This window comes from Pseudonocardia sulfidoxydans NBRC 16205 (genome assembly GCF_007989085.1).
Classification (GTDB): Bacteria; Actinomycetota; Actinomycetes; order Mycobacteriales; family Pseudonocardiaceae; genus Pseudonocardia; species Pseudonocardia sulfidoxydans.
Map to the genome: position 1 here is coordinate 1 of NZ_BJVJ01000016.1, position 14,840 is coordinate 14,840.

The following is a 14,840-nucleotide window of genomic DNA, read 5'->3' on the forward strand; positions in this document are numbered from 1 at the left end:
TATCCGGCTGGTGCCGTAGCGCTCGCACAGCTGCTGCTGGCCGAGCTTCGTGCCGGATCGCAGACGCCCGTAGAGCACGTCGTTGCGGATGAGGTCGGCGATCTGCTGACCGAGCGGGCGGCGGGACAGGCGCGGCCCTGTAGGGCCGTCGGCGTCGCGGGGGGCGCTCATCGCTCGGTACCGGTCCGGGCGCGCTCGTTCCACATCGGCAGAATGATATTGCACTGCCCTGCGACGGCTGGATGCCGTTGCCGCCACGCTCAAGAATAACTATTCTTCGCCGGTGACTGATACTGCCGGGGGCGACGATCCACACGACGAGCTGCGGGAACGGCTGCTGCAGGCGGCGGCCGCGGTGTTCGCGCGAAACGGCTATGCGGGCACGAAGGTGATGGACATCGTGCGTGAGGCCGGGCTGTCCACCGGCGCGATGTACGGACGCTTCCGGTCCAAGAACGAGCTCCTTCGCGAGGCGGTCGTCGGTCGCTCCACCCGGGTCGGGTACATCGCCGCCGAGGCGGCGAGCCTCGCCGAGCTGTTCGACTACCCGGCGCGCTCGATCGGCAGACCGCTGACCGATGCCGAAGCCATGCGGCTCGAGGCCTACGTGACCGCGCGCCGTGAGCCGGACGTGGCGGCTGCTGTCGCCGACGCCTACGCGGCGTGGCGGGAGAAGGTCGAACCGCTCGTCGCGTCCTCGGCGATCGACGGCGGTCTTGCCGACGGCGTGGATGCGGAGGCCGCCCTGCTGCTCTTCCGGGCGATCTACTTCGGGCTGCTGCTGCACAGGGGGGCCGGCCTGACGAGCCCCGAGCCGCAGGCGTGGACGGCGTTGCTGCGACGTGTCACCGCGGCCGTCACGTCCCCTCACCCGGGCGGGGCCGTCGCGGGAGGGGGTGACGCCGCGGCACCCGCTTGACAGTCGTCGTCCACCAGACTTGACTCATGGAATACGGGATACCGTCTTCAATCTGGGACGGTGCGAGCGCGGAACGAGGGTGCGATGAAGCAGTCACTCCGCTCATGGATGGCGGACTCGGGGAAGGAGGCGGGCCTGCGTCGCGTCAACGACCTCGTCAACCCGATGGGGTACGAGGTGACGGCGCTGCTCGCCCAGATCGAGGAATCGGATCCGGCACCGGTCCACTTCACCGCGGTCCGGTCCCTCGACGGGCGGCCCGGCAACTTCTCGCTGCTGTTCAACGCCTACGCGACGCGGCAGGCCGTCGGCACCGTCCTCGATCTCACGGCGGGTTCGTGGCGCGAGCTGCTGGAGCGCTACCTCGACCGTGAACGGGAGCTGCGCGACCCCGTCGTCGTGGCGGACGCACCAGTGCAGCAGCACGTCGTGACGGGGGCCGACGTCCGGCTCGAGGCGCTGCCGTTCGTCCGTCACGTCGAGCACGACGGCGGGCCCTACTTCACCCCGATCACGGTGTCCCGCAAGCCGAACGGGTGGGGACACAACCTGTCCTGGAACCGTGCGATGTACCTCGACCGCGACCACATGGGTGTACACGTCTCCCCGCGGCAGCTCTGGGGCCTGCACCGTGAGGCGGAGAACGACGGCCGCGACCTGCCCGTGGCCATGGTGCTGGGCCACCATCCGGCGTTCCACCTCGCCTCCGCCGCGCGGACCCCGCTGGAGGTCGACGAGTTCGCCGTCGCGGGCGCACTGCTCGGCGAACCGCTGGAGATGGTTCCCTCTCGCACCTTCGGCGCGGACCTGATGGTGCCCGCTCAGGCGGAGGTGGTCGTCGAGGGACGGCTGCTGGCCGGCCGCCGAGCCGCCGAGGGACCGTTCGGGGAGTTCATGCGTTACCTCGGTCCGCAGAAGCTCTCGCACGTCCTGGAGGTCGACGCCGTCACCTGGCGCGACGACCCCGTCGTCCTCGGGATCTTCACTGGGTACGCCGATCACCTCAACGCACACGTGTCGATCCACGCCGGCCACCTCGCCGCCGCGCGAACGGCCGTGCCCCAGGTCGAACAGGTCGCCTGGTTCCGCGGTGGCGGGCCGACCACCGCCGTCATCAGCATGCGCAAGACCGCGGACGGCCAGCCGATGCGCGCGGCGATGGCGGTCATGGCGCCGGCGAACACGCTCAAGCAGGTGATCGTCGTCGACGACGACATCGACGTGTTCGACGCGCAGGAGGTGATGTGGGCCGTGTCGACGCGCGTCCGTGCGGACGTCGACATCGCCGTCCTGCCCAACCTCCAGGGTCACCTGCTCGACCCGTCCCAGCAGGGCTACGCCGGCACGACCGGGCTGGTGATCGACGCGACCTGGCCGCAGGGTGCGGTCCGGCCGCCCACCGCGCGGGTGCCCGACGCCGCGATCGCGGAGTTCCCACTGGGCTCGTACCGGATGGAAGGGGTCTGACATGCGGATGCGCGACGAGGAGTGCCCGGACTGCGGGGCGCGCAACATCGTCGACAGCGGCATGTGCGACATCGGGACGGTCCGCATTCGGTGCGTCGGGTGCGCCGGGTACTTCCTGCCCTCGACGTCCTCGGGCAACCGCACGGTGGAGAATGTCACCAACGCCGGTGTCCCGATCACGGTGTGGGAACCGGCCGCGCGGCCGTCGACATGACTGCGGCCGACACGGGGGTGCCCGGCGCCGGGGCCTGGGCGCTCCGGCGCGGGGACGCCCGGCTGCTCACCGGTGCGGGCGCGTACGTCGGCGACGTCGTGCGGGACGGGCAGCTGTGGCTCTCGGTCGTGCGCAGTCCGCTGGCACACGGACGCATCACCGCCGTCGACGTGACCGCCGCGGCCGCCGCGCCCGGCGTGCGCGTCGTCCTGACCGGCGCCGATCTGGACCGGGTCCCACGGATCCCGATCCGCGTGGTCGAGACGCCCAGGATGGCGGCCCGCCTGCAGCCGGTACTCGCGACCGATCGGGTCCGCTACGTCGGCGAGCCGGTCGCGGCCGTCGTCGCCGACGACCCGTATCACGCCGAGGACGCCGCCGAACTGGTCGACGTCGAGATCGAGCCGCTCCCCGCCGTCGGCGGGCCGGACGACGTGACCCCGATGTGGGAGGACGGACTCGACAACGAGATCGCCGAGTTCAGGGCCACCAACGGTGACGTGGACGCCGCCTTCGCGGGCGCGGACGTCGTCGTCGAGGCCGACTTCCGGGTCGCGCGTCAGTCCGGCCTGCCGATGGAGACCCGCGGGCTGGTCTGCGAGTGGTCCGACGGGTTCCTGCACATCTGGGGTGCCACCAAGTTCGTGCACTTCACCCGGCGCACGGTGGCCGGCTTCTTCGATCTCGATCCGGACCGCGTGATCTGTCACCGGGTCGACGTCGGCGGGATGTTCGGGGTGCGCGGCGAGGTCTACCCCGAGGACTTCCTGGTGCCGTGGGCCGCCCGGGTCACGGGCCGTCCGGTGAAATGGGTCGAGGACCGCCGCGAGCACCTGATGACGATCAACCACTCGCGCGACCACCGGCACCGCTTCGCGATCGCCGCCTCGCGCGACGGGCGGTTGCTCGCGTTCCGCAGCGACGGCACCATCGACGTCGGCGCCTACCCGCGGCCGATCGGTGCCCGGCTCCCGCAGAACCTCGCCGGGTCGTTCCCGGGCCCCTACCGCTGGACCGCGTTCGAGGCCCGGTGCCGCAGCGTCGCCAGCACGAAGACGCCGTCGGGCACCATGCGCGCCCCGTCGTCGGCAGAGGCGATCTTCGTGATGGAACGGGCGGTCGACATGGTCGCCCGCCGGCTGGGCCTGGACCCGCTGGAGCTGCGCCGCCGCAACCTCGTCCCGGCCGCCGACCTCCCGCTCACGGTGGACATGGGTGACGGCGGCGTGCACGCCGCCACCTACGACAGCGGCGACTACCCGGCGCAGCTCGACGAGGTACTGCGGCGCTGCGGGCACGAGGCGATGGTCGACGAGGTGGCGCGGCGCCGCGCCGCGGGCGAGCATGTCGGGGTCGGTCACGCGCTGTTCGTCGACCACTCCGGGATGGGCCGCGAGGAGACGGTGGGGCTCGAGCTCGACACGTCCGGCACCTTCGTGCTGGGCACCTCGGCGACGGAGTTCGGCCAGGGTCTCGAGGACATGGCCGTCCGGGTGCTCGCCGACGCCCTCGACGTCGACGCGACCGACGTGCGGGTGCAGTCCGGTGCCAGCACCGCGCACGCCGGCGGCAACGGCACGTTCGCCTCGCGGTCCACGATCTTCGTCGGCAGCGCCGCCGTGCACGCCGCCACGCAGCTGCTGGAGGTCGCCGAGTCCCGCGCCGCCACCCTGCTGAGCTGTCCGGCGACGCAGCTCGTCCGCACGCCGGACGGGTACAAGGCCGGGAGCAGGTCGATCGCGTGGAAGGAGCTGGCCCCGATCGAGACCGTCGGCCGGCACGCGATGGAGGAGCCGACGCACGGGTTCGGCATCGCGCTGGCCGTGGCCGCCGTCGACCCGGGAACGCTCGCCGTGAGCGTCGAGCGGGTGGTGGTCGGCTACGACGTCGGGCGCGCGATCGACCTGCCGGCCGTGCACAGCCAGCTCGCCGGGGGCGCCGCGATGGGCCTCGGCGGGAGCCTGCTGGAGTCGCTCACGTTCGACGCGCAGGGCCAGCCGCTCGGGGCGACCTTCATGGACTACCTGCTGCCGACGGCGGCCGAGATGCCACCGATCGACGTGCACGTCGTCGAGCTGGGCGGAGTCCCGGGCAACCCGCTGGGCGTCAAGGGAGCGGGCGAGGCGGGGATCAAGGGCATCGGGGGAGCGGTGGCCAACGCTGTCGCGGCCGCCCTCGGCGCCCCCGCGGCGCAGGGCGTGACGGCGCTGCCGATCCGCCCCGACGACCTCGCCCCGCTCCTGCCGTCACCCGTGACCCCCGCCGAACCGTCGGCCGCGCCACCGGCCCGGTCAGGATCGGCTGCCCGTCGGCGACCGGCAGCAGCCGTCGGGGGCGTGCTGGCCCTGGTCGCGGCGGGCTGGCTGGCCCGCCGGGGCCGGAAGGAGCGATGACCATGGACTTCGGACTCTCGACCGACCGGGCCGACCTCGTGGACTGGGCGCGGGGTCTGGCCGCCCGGGCCGGCGGGCTCGACCACGTGCGCGGCCTGCGTACCGACCCCGCGCCGGCGGCGACGAGCTATCGGGCCCTGGGTGCGGCCGGTCTCCTCGGGCTCGGCCTCGGTTCCGGGGACCAGCTCGACCGCGCGCTCGCGTGCGAACAGCTCGGGGCCGAGCTGCTCTGGACCCCCCAGTTCGACAGCGCGATCTGCACGGGCGAGCTGCTCGCGGCCACCGAGGGCGGCGACGTCCCGGCGGGACTCCCGGACGGGTCGTGGATCGTCGCGGCCCCGCTCCACGCGCTCGCGCACCCCGTCGAGCTGCCGCCCGCCGACACGGCCGGCCCCGACGTCGTCGTGCGGTCACCGTGGCTGCCGATCGCGACGCACGTCGCCGTCGCGGTCTGGCTGCCGCCCGACCGTCACGAGGGCGACCTGGCGGTCGTCCTCGTCCCGCGCGCGGAATGGACCGCGCGCCCCGCCGGTTCCTACGTCGACCACCTCCCCGTCCACGAGACGCGCCTGCCGGCCGCGACCCTGCTCGACCGCGGCCGGGTGATCGACCACGGCGACGTCGCCGCCGCGCTCGACGTCGCGACGAGCCGCACCCTGACGGCCGTCGCGGCCTTCGCCGTCGGGGCCGCGCGGCGGGCCCTGGAGACGGCCGCCCGGTACGCGACCGACCGGGTCCAGTTCGGCAGGCCGATCGGGTCGTTCCAGGCGCAGCAGCACAAGCTCGCCGACGCCCTGCTGCACGTCCGGCAGGCCGAGCAACTCGTGCGTGCCGCGGCCGTGCGCACCGACCCCGCGGCGCACCGGCTCGCCTCGGCCGCGGCGGCCCGGCTGGCGCTCAAGGCCTTGCGGCAGGCCGCCTACACCGCCTCGATCGTCCACGGCGGCTACGGGCTGACGCTGGAGTTCGACGTCCATCTCTACTTCGTGTACGCGCAGATCCTCGACGGCTGCTACGGACGCCTCGCGTCGCAGCGCCTCGCCGAGGAGTCCCGACGGGAGGCGTCTTGACCACGCTCGACCAGCAGCAGACCGCGGAGGTCCTGCGCTCCGACCTCGGCCACGTCCGGGTGCTCACGCTGAACCGGCCGGAGAAGCTCAACGCCCTGAGCCCGGACGGGCACGGTCTGTTCGCCCGCGAGCTGCGAGCCTTCCGCGATGACGACGACGCGTGGGTGCTCGTGGTCACCGGGGCCGGGCGGGCGTTCTCCACCGGGCTGGACCTGTCCCGGGCGCCCAACATGATCGGGCGGCTGCCCGCGACCCTCAACGGGCCCGACGGCCTGGAGATCTGGAAGCCGATCATCGCCGCGTTGCACGGACACGTCGCCGGTGGGGGCTGCGAGACCGCGCTGGCCTGCGACATCCGCATCGCCGCGGAGGACACCAAGATCGGGCTCACCGAGGTCCGCCGCGGTCTGATCCCGGGGGCCGGTGGCATCCAGCGGCTCGTGCGGCACCTCGCGTTCGGCGACGCCCTCAAGATCCTCTTCACGGGGGAGTGGGTGTCGCCGCAGGAGGCGCTGCGGATCGGACTGGTGCAGGAGGTCGTGCCCGCCGGACAGGACCTCGAGCGGGCCGTCGAGCTCGCGGAGCAGATCTGCACCAACGGGCCTCTCGCGGTCCGGGCGGTCAAGGAGGCCGCCTACCGCGGCCACGACCTGCCGCTGCGGCACGCGCTCGTCCAGGACCAGCTGATCTCGCTGCGCAACCGGCAGAACGACGACGCCCGTGAGGGTGTGCGCGCCTTCGTCGAGAAGCGCCCGGCCCGGTTCACGGCGACGTGAGCACCACGACGAGCCCGGCCGAACCCACGGCGGCGGTCGGCGAGATGGACGTCGTCCTCACCCCGGAGCAGGAGGCGTTCCGCCAGGAGGTGCGTGCCTTCGCAGCGGAGGCGGTCACCCCGGAGCTGTTGCGACGCACGGGTGGCGCGATCGAGGCGTTCGTCCCCGAGTTCCACCGCGCCGTCGCCGACCACGGCTGGATCGGGGTCCAGTGGCCACGCGAGTACGGCGGGCAGGGACGCACCCCGGTGGACATGGCGGTGTTCTTCGAGGAGATGGGCCGGGCGCTCGCCCCGCTCGGGCGCTACGTCGGCAGCACCGTCTTCGTCGGCGGCTCGATCATCAGCTACGGACGCCCCGACCAGCGTGCGGAGTTCCTCGGCCGGATCGCGGCGGGCGACCTGCTCGGCTCCTTCGCACTGACCGAGCCGGAGGCCGGATCCGACGCGGCCGCGCTGCGCACCACGGCGGTCCGCGACGGCGACCACTACGTCGTCGACGGCGAGAAGGTGTTCATCTCCGGCGCGGAGCTCGCCGACTGCATCCTCACCGCCGTCCGCACCGACCCGGCGGCCGGCAAGTACGCCGGCATCAGCCTGCTCCTGGTGCCGGGCGACGCGCCCGGGCTCTCGGTGCGACCGCTGCACACGGTGGCGGGGCTGCGGGTGAACGTCGTGGTCTACGACGGGGTGCGGGTGCCCGCCGACCGGCTGCTCGGCACCGAGGGCAACGGCTGGGCGCACCTACAGACGACGTTCGGGCTGGAGCGCTCCCTGTCGAGCGCGCAGCTCGTCGGCAGCCTGTTCCGGCTCTACCGCGACCTCCACGTGGCCGCGACGGCCGAGGTGCACGCCGGGCGGCTGGAACCGGCCCGGCTCGCCGACCTGCACGACTGCCGCGCCGAGCTGGAGGCGGCCCGGCTGCTGTCCTACCGCGCCTGCTGGCTCGACCAGAACGGGGCGATGACCCTCGACGAGGCCGCGGTCTGCAAGCTGACGCGCTCGGAGCTCGCGCTGCGGCTCGCCACCGTCGGGCTCGACCTGCTCGGCGAGGTCGGGCTGGTGGCCGGCCCCGACGGGGTCCTCGGCGGCCGGCTCGAGGCGCTCTACCGGCGGGCGCAGTTCTACATCACCGCCGGCGGGACCAACGACATCCAGCGTGGGCTGCTCGCGCAGCGCGGCCTCGGGCTGCCGCGCCGATGACCCCCGCCGATGACCCCGCCGACGAACACCACCGGGAGGAAGTGACCGTGCTGGACGACGTCGTTGTGCTCGAGATCGGGGACGAGCGTGTCGAGCCCGCCGGGGCGTTGCTCGCAGGGATGGGCGCGCGCGTGCTGAAGGTGGAGCCGCCTGGTGGCGGCCCGACCCGGCAGCGGCCGCCGCTGCTGACCGACGGGCGGTCCCTGCACTGGGAGTCGTGGAACGCGGCGAAGGAGATCGTCGAGGTCGACATCGGTGACACCGAGCGGCGGACGGAGCTGGTCGCCGCGGCCGACATCGTCCTCGTGGGACTCGACGACCCCGCCGCGGACGGTCTCGACGCGCACACGGTGCGCGGCCACGCCGCGCACGTCGTGCACGTCGACATCACCCCGTTCGGGCGCAGCGGCCCCTACGCGGACCACCGGGCGGGCGATCTCGTCCTGATGGCGGTCAGCGGATACCTCGCGATCAGCGGCCGGCCGGGGGTCGCGCCGGCCGTCCCTCCCGCCGGGCAGGCGTGGATCGTCGCGGGCGCGCAGGCAGCGCTGAGCGCCGTCGTGGCGTTGCGGGCCGGGGGCGGCGACGGGATCGAGGTCGCGGCGGTCGAGGTGCTCGCGGCCCAGGAGAACCTCTACAGCACCTACAGCGCACGGTCCGTGGTGCTGCCCCGCAACGGTTCCCAGCACCGGGCGTGCGCGCCGGGCCGGATCTACCCCTGCCGCGACGGACACGTCCACATCTTCGTGGGCGCCCAGAAGGAGCGCGGCGTGTGGGACCGCTGGCTCGACTGGATCGGCCGGCCCCCCGAGCTGGCCGGAGCGCACTGGCAGGACATCGCGTTCCGCAAGCGTCCCGAGAACCTCGCGGTGATCGACGAGATCGCCACGCGCTTCTTCGCCGCCGAGACGCGCGACGACGTCGTGGCGGCGGGGCAGCGCCGGCACATCCCGATCGTCGCCGTCCTCGACCCCGCAGAGGTGGTCGCGTTGCCGCACGTCCACGACCGTGGGCTGCTCGTGCACGCGAACGGCGTCACGCGTCCCCGGATGCCGTGGCGCACCGTCGAGCGGGCCGGGGTGGCGTCGTGAGCCGCGAGGCCCGGGTCGTCGGCATCGCCGAGACGCCCTTCGTGCGCAACTCGCCGCACAGCGCCGTGCAGCTCATGTGCCAGGCGATCGAGGCGGCACTGGCCGACGCGCACCTCGCCGCCACCGCCGTCGAGGGCCTGGCGATCTGCACGATGACCGTGCCGGACGACGCACCGTTCCTCGCCGAGGCGATGGGATTCGAGCTCGGCTGGATCGACAAGTGCGACCAGGGTGGCGCGGCCGCGGTCACCAGCCTGATCCGGGCGATGCACGCGATCGAGGCGGGATACGTCGACGTCGTGGTGTGCGTCGGCGGCGGCAACCGCGACCCGCGCCTCGACCACGACAGCGTGCTCACGATCGGCGACTACTCGCGGCGCAACTACGTGGCCCCGCTCGGCTACGGCGGCCCGAACAGCATGTTCGGCCTCATCCAGCGCCGGCACATGCACGAGTACGGCACGACGCTCGAACAGCTCGGCACGATCGCGGTGACCCAGCGCCGCCACGCCCGGGCCAACCCCAACGCGCTGCTGCGCGAGGAGATGGGGCTGGCCGACTACATCGGCTCGCGGCTGATCGCCGACCCGATCCGGCTGCTCGACTGCGTCATGCCCTGCAGCGGCTCGGCCGCGGTCGTGCTCGCCGCCGCCGACCGCGTCGCCCCCGACCTGCCGCACGTGCCCGTCCGTGTCGCCGCCGCGGCCGAGAACGTCAACCACCAGGTGCGCGACCCGCTGCCCGACCGGTTGTCGACGGGCGTGCGGGCGCTGGCGCCGCGGCTGTTCCGCGACGTCGCGCGCGACGACCTCGACTTCGTCCAGCTCTACGACGACTACCCGATCGCGGTGCTCATGCAGCTGGAGGACCTGGGCTTCGCGGAGAAGGGCAAGGGCGGGGCGTTCGTCGAGCAGACCGACCTGGCGTTCGACGGCACCGTCCCGCTCAACACCGGTGGCGGACAGCTCTCCTGCGGGCAGCCGCGGTCCACCGGCGGCTTCGTCGGCGTCGTGGAGGCGATCCGCCAGCTCCAGGGGCGTGCCGAGGGCCGGCAGGTCCCCGACGCCCGCGCCGGGCTCGTGACCGGCATCGGCCATCTCGCACACAGCACCAACCTCGCCTGCACGGCGGGCCTGGTGCTGGAGAGGAGTGACCCGTGGCGGTGACGCGACCGCGCCCACGGCCCGTTCCGTGGGACGAGGGGTTCTGGGAGCGCGCCCGCGCCGGGACGCTCGCCGTGCAGCGATGCGGCGAATGTGGTGCGGCGCAGCACTACCCGCGTCCGGTGTGCGTGCGCTGCCGCAGCGACCTGCTCCGGTGGGAGACGGCCGGCGGCGCCGGGACGCTCCACAGTTTCACCGTGGTGCGGGTGCCGCTGAACAAGGCGTTCGCCGACGAGGCGCCGATCCTGCTGGCCGACGTCGAGCTGGCCGAGGGTGTGCGGGTCCTGGCCCGCGTGCTCGGCCGCGAACCCGCCGACGACGACATCGGAGCGTCCGTCGAGGTGACGATGGTGCCGGTCGAGCCGGACGGTGTGCCGCTCCCGCACGCCCGGCTCGTGGACGGGGCACGGACGTGACCGCGGCGGCGCACCTGGGGTGGGGGCCGCTGCGCGACGTCCGCGTCGTCGAGTTCGGGCACTTCGTCGCCGCCCCCTACAGCACGCTGCAGCTCGCGCTGTACGGCGCGGAGGTGATCAAGATCGAGTCGACGGCGCGGCCGGACATGTGGCGGCTGCGGGAGGGGGAGGCCGACCTCCACGCGTCGGTGCCCTTCGCCGACCACAACAAGAACAAGCTCTCCGTCACCCTGGACCTGAAGGAGCCGGCCGCGCGCGAGGCCGTCCTCGACCTCGTGGCGCACAGCGACGCCGTGGTGGAGAACTTCAGCTACGGGGTGCTCGAGCGGCTCGGACTCGGCTACGACGAGCTCGCCGCCCGCCGGCCCGACCTCGTCATGGTCAGCCTGCAGGGCTTCGGCCGCAGCGGACCGCTGCGCGACGCCGTCGCCCTGGGGCCCAGCCTGATGGCGTGCAGCGGGATGACGTCGCTGTGGAGCGACGACGTGCACGACCCGGTGGGGTCGCAGACCTCCTACCCCGACTACATCGTGGGCCTGCAGGCGGCGTTCGTGCTCGTCAGCGCCCTGCGGGAGCGCGAGCGCACGGGTGCGGGCCGGTACGTGGAGTTCGCCCAGTTCGACGCGGTGCTGGGCCTGATCGGGCCGGCCCTCGCGCTGGCCGCGGCGGGCGGTGACCCGGGCCGCGCCACGCTGGGTCCGCCGGCACCGTCGGGGGTGTACCGGTGTGCGGGCGAGGACCGCTGGTGCGCCGTCGAGGTGTGGACGGCGCAGCACCGGGCCGGCCTCGACCGGGCGGTACCCGGCCTGGCCGGGCGCGCCGCCGACGACGTGCCGGCGCTGCTGGGGAGCTGGACCGCGGAGCGCGCGGCCGCCGACGTGATGCGCGTCCTGCAGCAGCACGGCGTCCCGGCGGGTGTGGTCAACGACGGCCGGGACCTGACGCTCGACCCGCAGCTGCGGGCTCGCGGCTTCGCGACCGGCACCGGCCACCCCGTCCTCGGGGACGTCGCGCTGCCCGGCCTCCCGGTGCGCCACACCGGGTCCGGCGGGCCCCGCATCACGCGGCACGCCCCGCTGCTGGGGCAGGACCGCGACGACGTCCTGTCCCGGGTGCTGGGGCTCGCACCGGACGAGATCGCGGCACTGCCCGCATGACGACCGAAGGAGACCAGCGATGACCACGGTGCTGTCACCGATCGACGGGGCGCGGATCGCGGAGATCGACGATCTCGACGCGGCCGCGGTCGACCGGGCCCTCGACAACGCCACGGCCGCCCAGCCCGCCTGGGCGCGACGGACCCCGCAGCAGCGCGCGGAGGTCCTGCGGCGCGTCGGGCTGCTCGTTCACGAGCACCTCGACGAGCTGGCCGAGCTGGAGAGCCGCAACACCGGCAAGCTCATGGCCGACACGCGTCGCGAGGCCGAGCGGGCGGCCAACTGCTTCCTGTACTACAGCGGCTGGCCCGACAAGGTCTACGGTCGCACCTACCCCGTCTCCGACGCGTTCCACGTCTACTCCGAGCGGACCCCGTTCGGCGTCGTCGCGGGCGTCATCCCGTGGAACGTGCCGTTCCTGTTCGCGGCCAAGAAGTTCGCCCCCGCGCTGGCCTTCGGCAACGCGGTGCTGGTCAAGCCGGCGGCCGAGACCCCGTTGACGGCGCTGCGCCTGCTCGAGCTGATGCGTGAGGCGGGCGTGCCCGAGGGGCTGGCCGACGTCCTGACCGGCGGTGCGGACGTCGGCCGGGCCCTGGTCGGCGATCCGCGGACGAAGCTCATCGTGTTCACGGGACACCACGACACCGGGCGGGCGATCGCGCGGGCCGCGGCGCAGCACCTCACGCCGATCACCCTGGAGCTGGGCGGGAAGTCCCCACAGCTGCTGTTCGACGACGCCGATGTCGCGACCGCGATCGACGGCATCGTCATGGGCATCTACGCCTCGTGCGGGCAGATGTGCATCGCCGGGTCGCGGCTGCTGGTCCAGGAGCCGCTCTACGACGCGGTCGTCACCGAGCTCGCCGCGCGCACGAGCGCGCTCACGGCGGGGGACCCGCGGGCGCCCGGGGTGGACATCGGACCGCAGGTGACGGCCGTGCAGCGCGACAAGACCCTCGCCATGATCGAGACGGGGCGGGCCGAGGGCGCGACCGTCCGCGCCCAGGGCAGCCTCACGGTCGAGGCGAGCGGCAGCGGCGGGTTCTACGTCCCGCCCACCCTGTTCGTCGACGTCGACCCCGGCATGGACATCGTCCGCAAGGAGGTGTTCGGCCCGGTGCTCGCCGTGTCGCCGTTCCGCGACGAGGACGACGCGCTCGCCCAGGCCGCGGACACCGAGTTCGGCCTGGCTGCCGGAGTGTGGACCCGCGATGTCGGGCGCGCACACCGGGTGGCGCGGCGGCTCCGAGCGGGCACGGTCTGGCTCAACACCTACCGCGTCCTGTCCGACATCGTGCCGTTCGGCGGGGTCGGGCTCTCGGGCTACGGCCGGGAGAACGCCGAGGACGCCGTCCACCTCTACACCTATGCCAAGAGCGTCTGGACCGCGACGGACGGCGGTCTGCCCGCCGGTTTCGCGCGTACCGGCTGACGCTCCAGTTCCACCCACCACCGGAAGGCGAGGATCATGACGATCGTCGACGTGGACGCGCACTACCTGGAGGACTACACGGTCCTCGCGGACTACCTGGACGAGCCCGTCCGCTCGCGCATCCGCAACCAGCCACAGGGTTGGCTCGTTCCCAACAGCACGGGTGACCGCTACCTGTCCGGGCGGATCAACCGTGACCGGGACGTACCGGGGACGAACCCGCGGCGGACACAGCCCGACGAGGTCCCCCGGATCATGGAGTTCCTCGGGGTCGACATCTCCGTGCAGATCTCGAACCTCATGCTGACGCTGCCGAACATGAACTCGCGTGAGCTCGCCGTGGGGCTGTGCCAGGGCTACGCCGAGTACATGATCGACAAGGTGTGCGACCCGGCGAAGGGTGTCTTCTCGACCGTCATCGTGCCGACGCAGGACCCGGCGAAGGCCGCCGACCTGGTGCGCCGGTACGGGCGCGCCCCCGGGATGTCCTCGGTCACGTTCATCACCCAGTGGGCCCAGCCACCGTTGGGCGACATCCACTACGACCCGATCTACGAGGCGTCCGCCGAGGTCGGCCTGCCCATCGTCTACCACGCGTCGGGTGCCGGCCTGGACCATTTCCTGATCGACGGCTTCCAGAAGTTCATCGAGACCTACACGCTGGGCTTCCTGTTCCACAACCTCGCCACCCTGGTGAGCGTGATCGTGCAGGGGCTGCCCGAGCGGTTCCCGAGCCTGCGCTTCATCTTCCAGGAGTCGGGCATCGCCTACCTGCCCGGGATCATGTACCGGCTCGACGAGGCGTACCTGAAGCGGCGGTCGGAGGCTCCGCTGCTCACGAAGCTGCCCAGCGAGTACATCAGGTCGTTCTACTTCGGGACCCAGCCTCTGGAACGTCCGGAGAACGACGAGCACCTGGCCGCCATCTTCGACATGGTCGACGCCGAGGACCGGCTCGTCTTCGCGACCGACTATCCCCACTTCGACTACGACCGGCCGTCGGCGATCACGACCCTGCCGTTCGTCTCCGAGGAGGGGAAACGCAAGATCCTCGGGGACAACGCGCTCTCGGTCTACCGCTTCGACGGCTGGACGCCCCCGGAGCGGGAGACGTCCCCGCTGGTGGCAGGGGTGGCGCGGTGAGCGCCCCGGCGACCCGGCTGGTCAGAGTGGCGCCGACCGCCGACATCGCGCCTGGTGAGCGGCGCATCGTCGAGGTCGACGGCCGGTCGATCGGTGTCTTCAACCTCGGTGACGGGTTCTCGGCGATCGCCAACGTGTGCGTGCACCAGGGCGGCCCGGTGTGCTGGGGCCGTGTCGAGCCGCGGGTGCACGCCGAGGTGATGCCGGGCGGGGAGGTACGCGAGAGCCTCAGTCCCGCGCCGGACACGATCGCCTGCCCCTGGCACGGCTGGGAGTACGACGTCCGGACCGGCACCTGTCTGGCCAACCCGCGCAAGGCGCTGCGCACGTTCCCGGTCGTCGTGCGCGACGGGGACGTCTACCTGGAGATCGCCGAGCGGGCGAGCTGAGGGGCGGC

General features: G+C 73.0%; 15 protein-coding genes. 14 read left to right on the forward strand and 1 reads right to left on the reverse strand.

Annotated elements, in window-relative coordinates; all coding sequences use genetic code 11:
* A partial coding sequence (locus tag PSU4_RS33010; protein WP_147105642.1) for a GntR family transcriptional regulator occupies positions 1 to 171 on the reverse strand: 171 nt, incomplete at its 3' end.
* 112 nt (positions 172 to 283) lie between these two features.
* Here PSU4_RS33010 and PSU4_RS10415 point away from each other — a divergent pair.
* From PSU4_RS10415 to PSU4_RS10480, 14 genes are all read left to right on the forward strand, one after another.
* The gene (locus PSU4_RS10415) at positions 284 to 919 is read left to right on the forward strand and encodes a TetR family transcriptional regulator (RefSeq protein WP_147105645.1); all 636 of its coding nucleotides are present in this window, start codon (positions 284 to 286) and stop codon (positions 917 to 919) included.
* Between the two features lie 84 nt (positions 920 to 1,003).
* Complete coding sequence (locus tag PSU4_RS10420; RefSeq protein WP_147105647.1) at positions 1,004 to 2,386, forward strand: UbiD family decarboxylase; 1,383 nt, start codon at positions 1,004 to 1,006, stop codon at positions 2,384 to 2,386.
* Between the two features lies 1 nt (position 2,387).
* A complete protein-coding gene (locus tag PSU4_RS10425; protein ID WP_147105650.1) occupies positions 2,388 to 2,600 on the forward strand; it encodes a hypothetical protein in 213 nt (70 codons plus the stop codon).
* Positions 2,597 to 4,993, forward strand: coding sequence for a xanthine dehydrogenase family protein molybdopterin-binding subunit (locus PSU4_RS10430; protein ID WP_147105652.1), 2,397 nt, complete (start codon positions 2,597 to 2,599; stop codon positions 4,991 to 4,993). Before PSU4_RS10425 ends, PSU4_RS10430 begins: the two co-directional genes overlap by 4 nt.
* A gap of 2 nt (positions 4,994 to 4,995) precedes the next feature.
* Positions 4,996 to 6,063, forward strand: coding sequence for an acyl-CoA dehydrogenase family protein (locus PSU4_RS10435; protein WP_186816863.1), 1,068 nt, complete (start codon positions 4,996 to 4,998; stop codon positions 6,061 to 6,063).
* The gene (locus PSU4_RS31220; protein WP_186816864.1) at positions 6,060 to 6,839 is read left to right on the forward strand and encodes an enoyl-CoA hydratase/isomerase family protein; all 780 of its coding nucleotides are present in this window, start codon (positions 6,060 to 6,062) and stop codon (positions 6,837 to 6,839) included. The genes PSU4_RS10435 and PSU4_RS31220 overlap by 4 nt, the downstream gene beginning before the upstream one ends.
* On the forward strand, positions 6,836 to 8,041 hold the full coding sequence (locus tag PSU4_RS10445) for an acyl-CoA dehydrogenase family protein (RefSeq protein WP_147105661.1): 1,206 nt from the start codon (positions 6,836 to 6,838) through the stop codon (positions 8,039 to 8,041). The genes PSU4_RS31220 and PSU4_RS10445 overlap by 4 nt, the downstream gene beginning before the upstream one ends.
* Positions 8,038 to 9,132, forward strand: coding sequence for a CoA transferase (locus PSU4_RS10450; protein WP_147105664.1), 1,095 nt, complete (start codon positions 8,038 to 8,040; stop codon positions 9,130 to 9,132). The genes PSU4_RS10445 and PSU4_RS10450 overlap by 4 nt, the downstream gene beginning before the upstream one ends.
* Positions 9,129 to 10,298: a thiolase family protein gene (locus tag PSU4_RS10455; protein ID WP_147105667.1), complete on the forward strand. Its 1,170-nt coding sequence runs from the start codon at positions 9,129 to 9,131 to the stop codon at positions 10,296 to 10,298. Before PSU4_RS10450 ends, PSU4_RS10455 begins: the two co-directional genes overlap by 4 nt.
* Entirely contained in the window at positions 10,289 to 10,711 is a 423-nt protein-coding gene (locus tag PSU4_RS10460; protein ID WP_147105670.1) for a Zn-ribbon domain-containing OB-fold protein, read from the forward strand. The genes PSU4_RS10455 and PSU4_RS10460 overlap by 10 nt, the downstream gene beginning before the upstream one ends.
* On the forward strand, positions 10,708 to 11,868 hold the full coding sequence (locus PSU4_RS10465) for a CaiB/BaiF CoA transferase family protein (RefSeq protein WP_147105672.1): 1,161 nt from the start codon (positions 10,708 to 10,710) through the stop codon (positions 11,866 to 11,868). Before PSU4_RS10460 ends, PSU4_RS10465 begins: the two co-directional genes overlap by 4 nt.
* Positions 11,869 to 11,887: 19 nt before the next feature.
* Positions 11,888 to 13,300 carry an aldehyde dehydrogenase family protein gene (locus PSU4_RS10470; protein ID WP_147105677.1) on the forward strand — a complete coding sequence of 471 codons (1,413 nt, stop codon included), beginning with the start codon at positions 11,888 to 11,890 and terminating at the stop codon, positions 13,298 to 13,300.
* Positions 13,301 to 13,336: 36 nt separating this feature from the next.
* Positions 13,337 to 14,443, forward strand: a complete 1,107-nt coding sequence (locus PSU4_RS10475; protein WP_147105679.1) for an amidohydrolase family protein — start codon at positions 13,337 to 13,339, stop codon at positions 14,441 to 14,443.
* Positions 14,440 to 14,832 carry a Rieske (2Fe-2S) protein gene (locus PSU4_RS10480; RefSeq protein WP_147105682.1) on the forward strand — a complete coding sequence of 131 codons (393 nt, stop codon included), beginning with the start codon at positions 14,440 to 14,442 and terminating at the stop codon, positions 14,830 to 14,832. Before PSU4_RS10475 ends, PSU4_RS10480 begins: the two co-directional genes overlap by 4 nt.
* Positions 14,833 to 14,840: the final 8 nt, after the last annotated feature.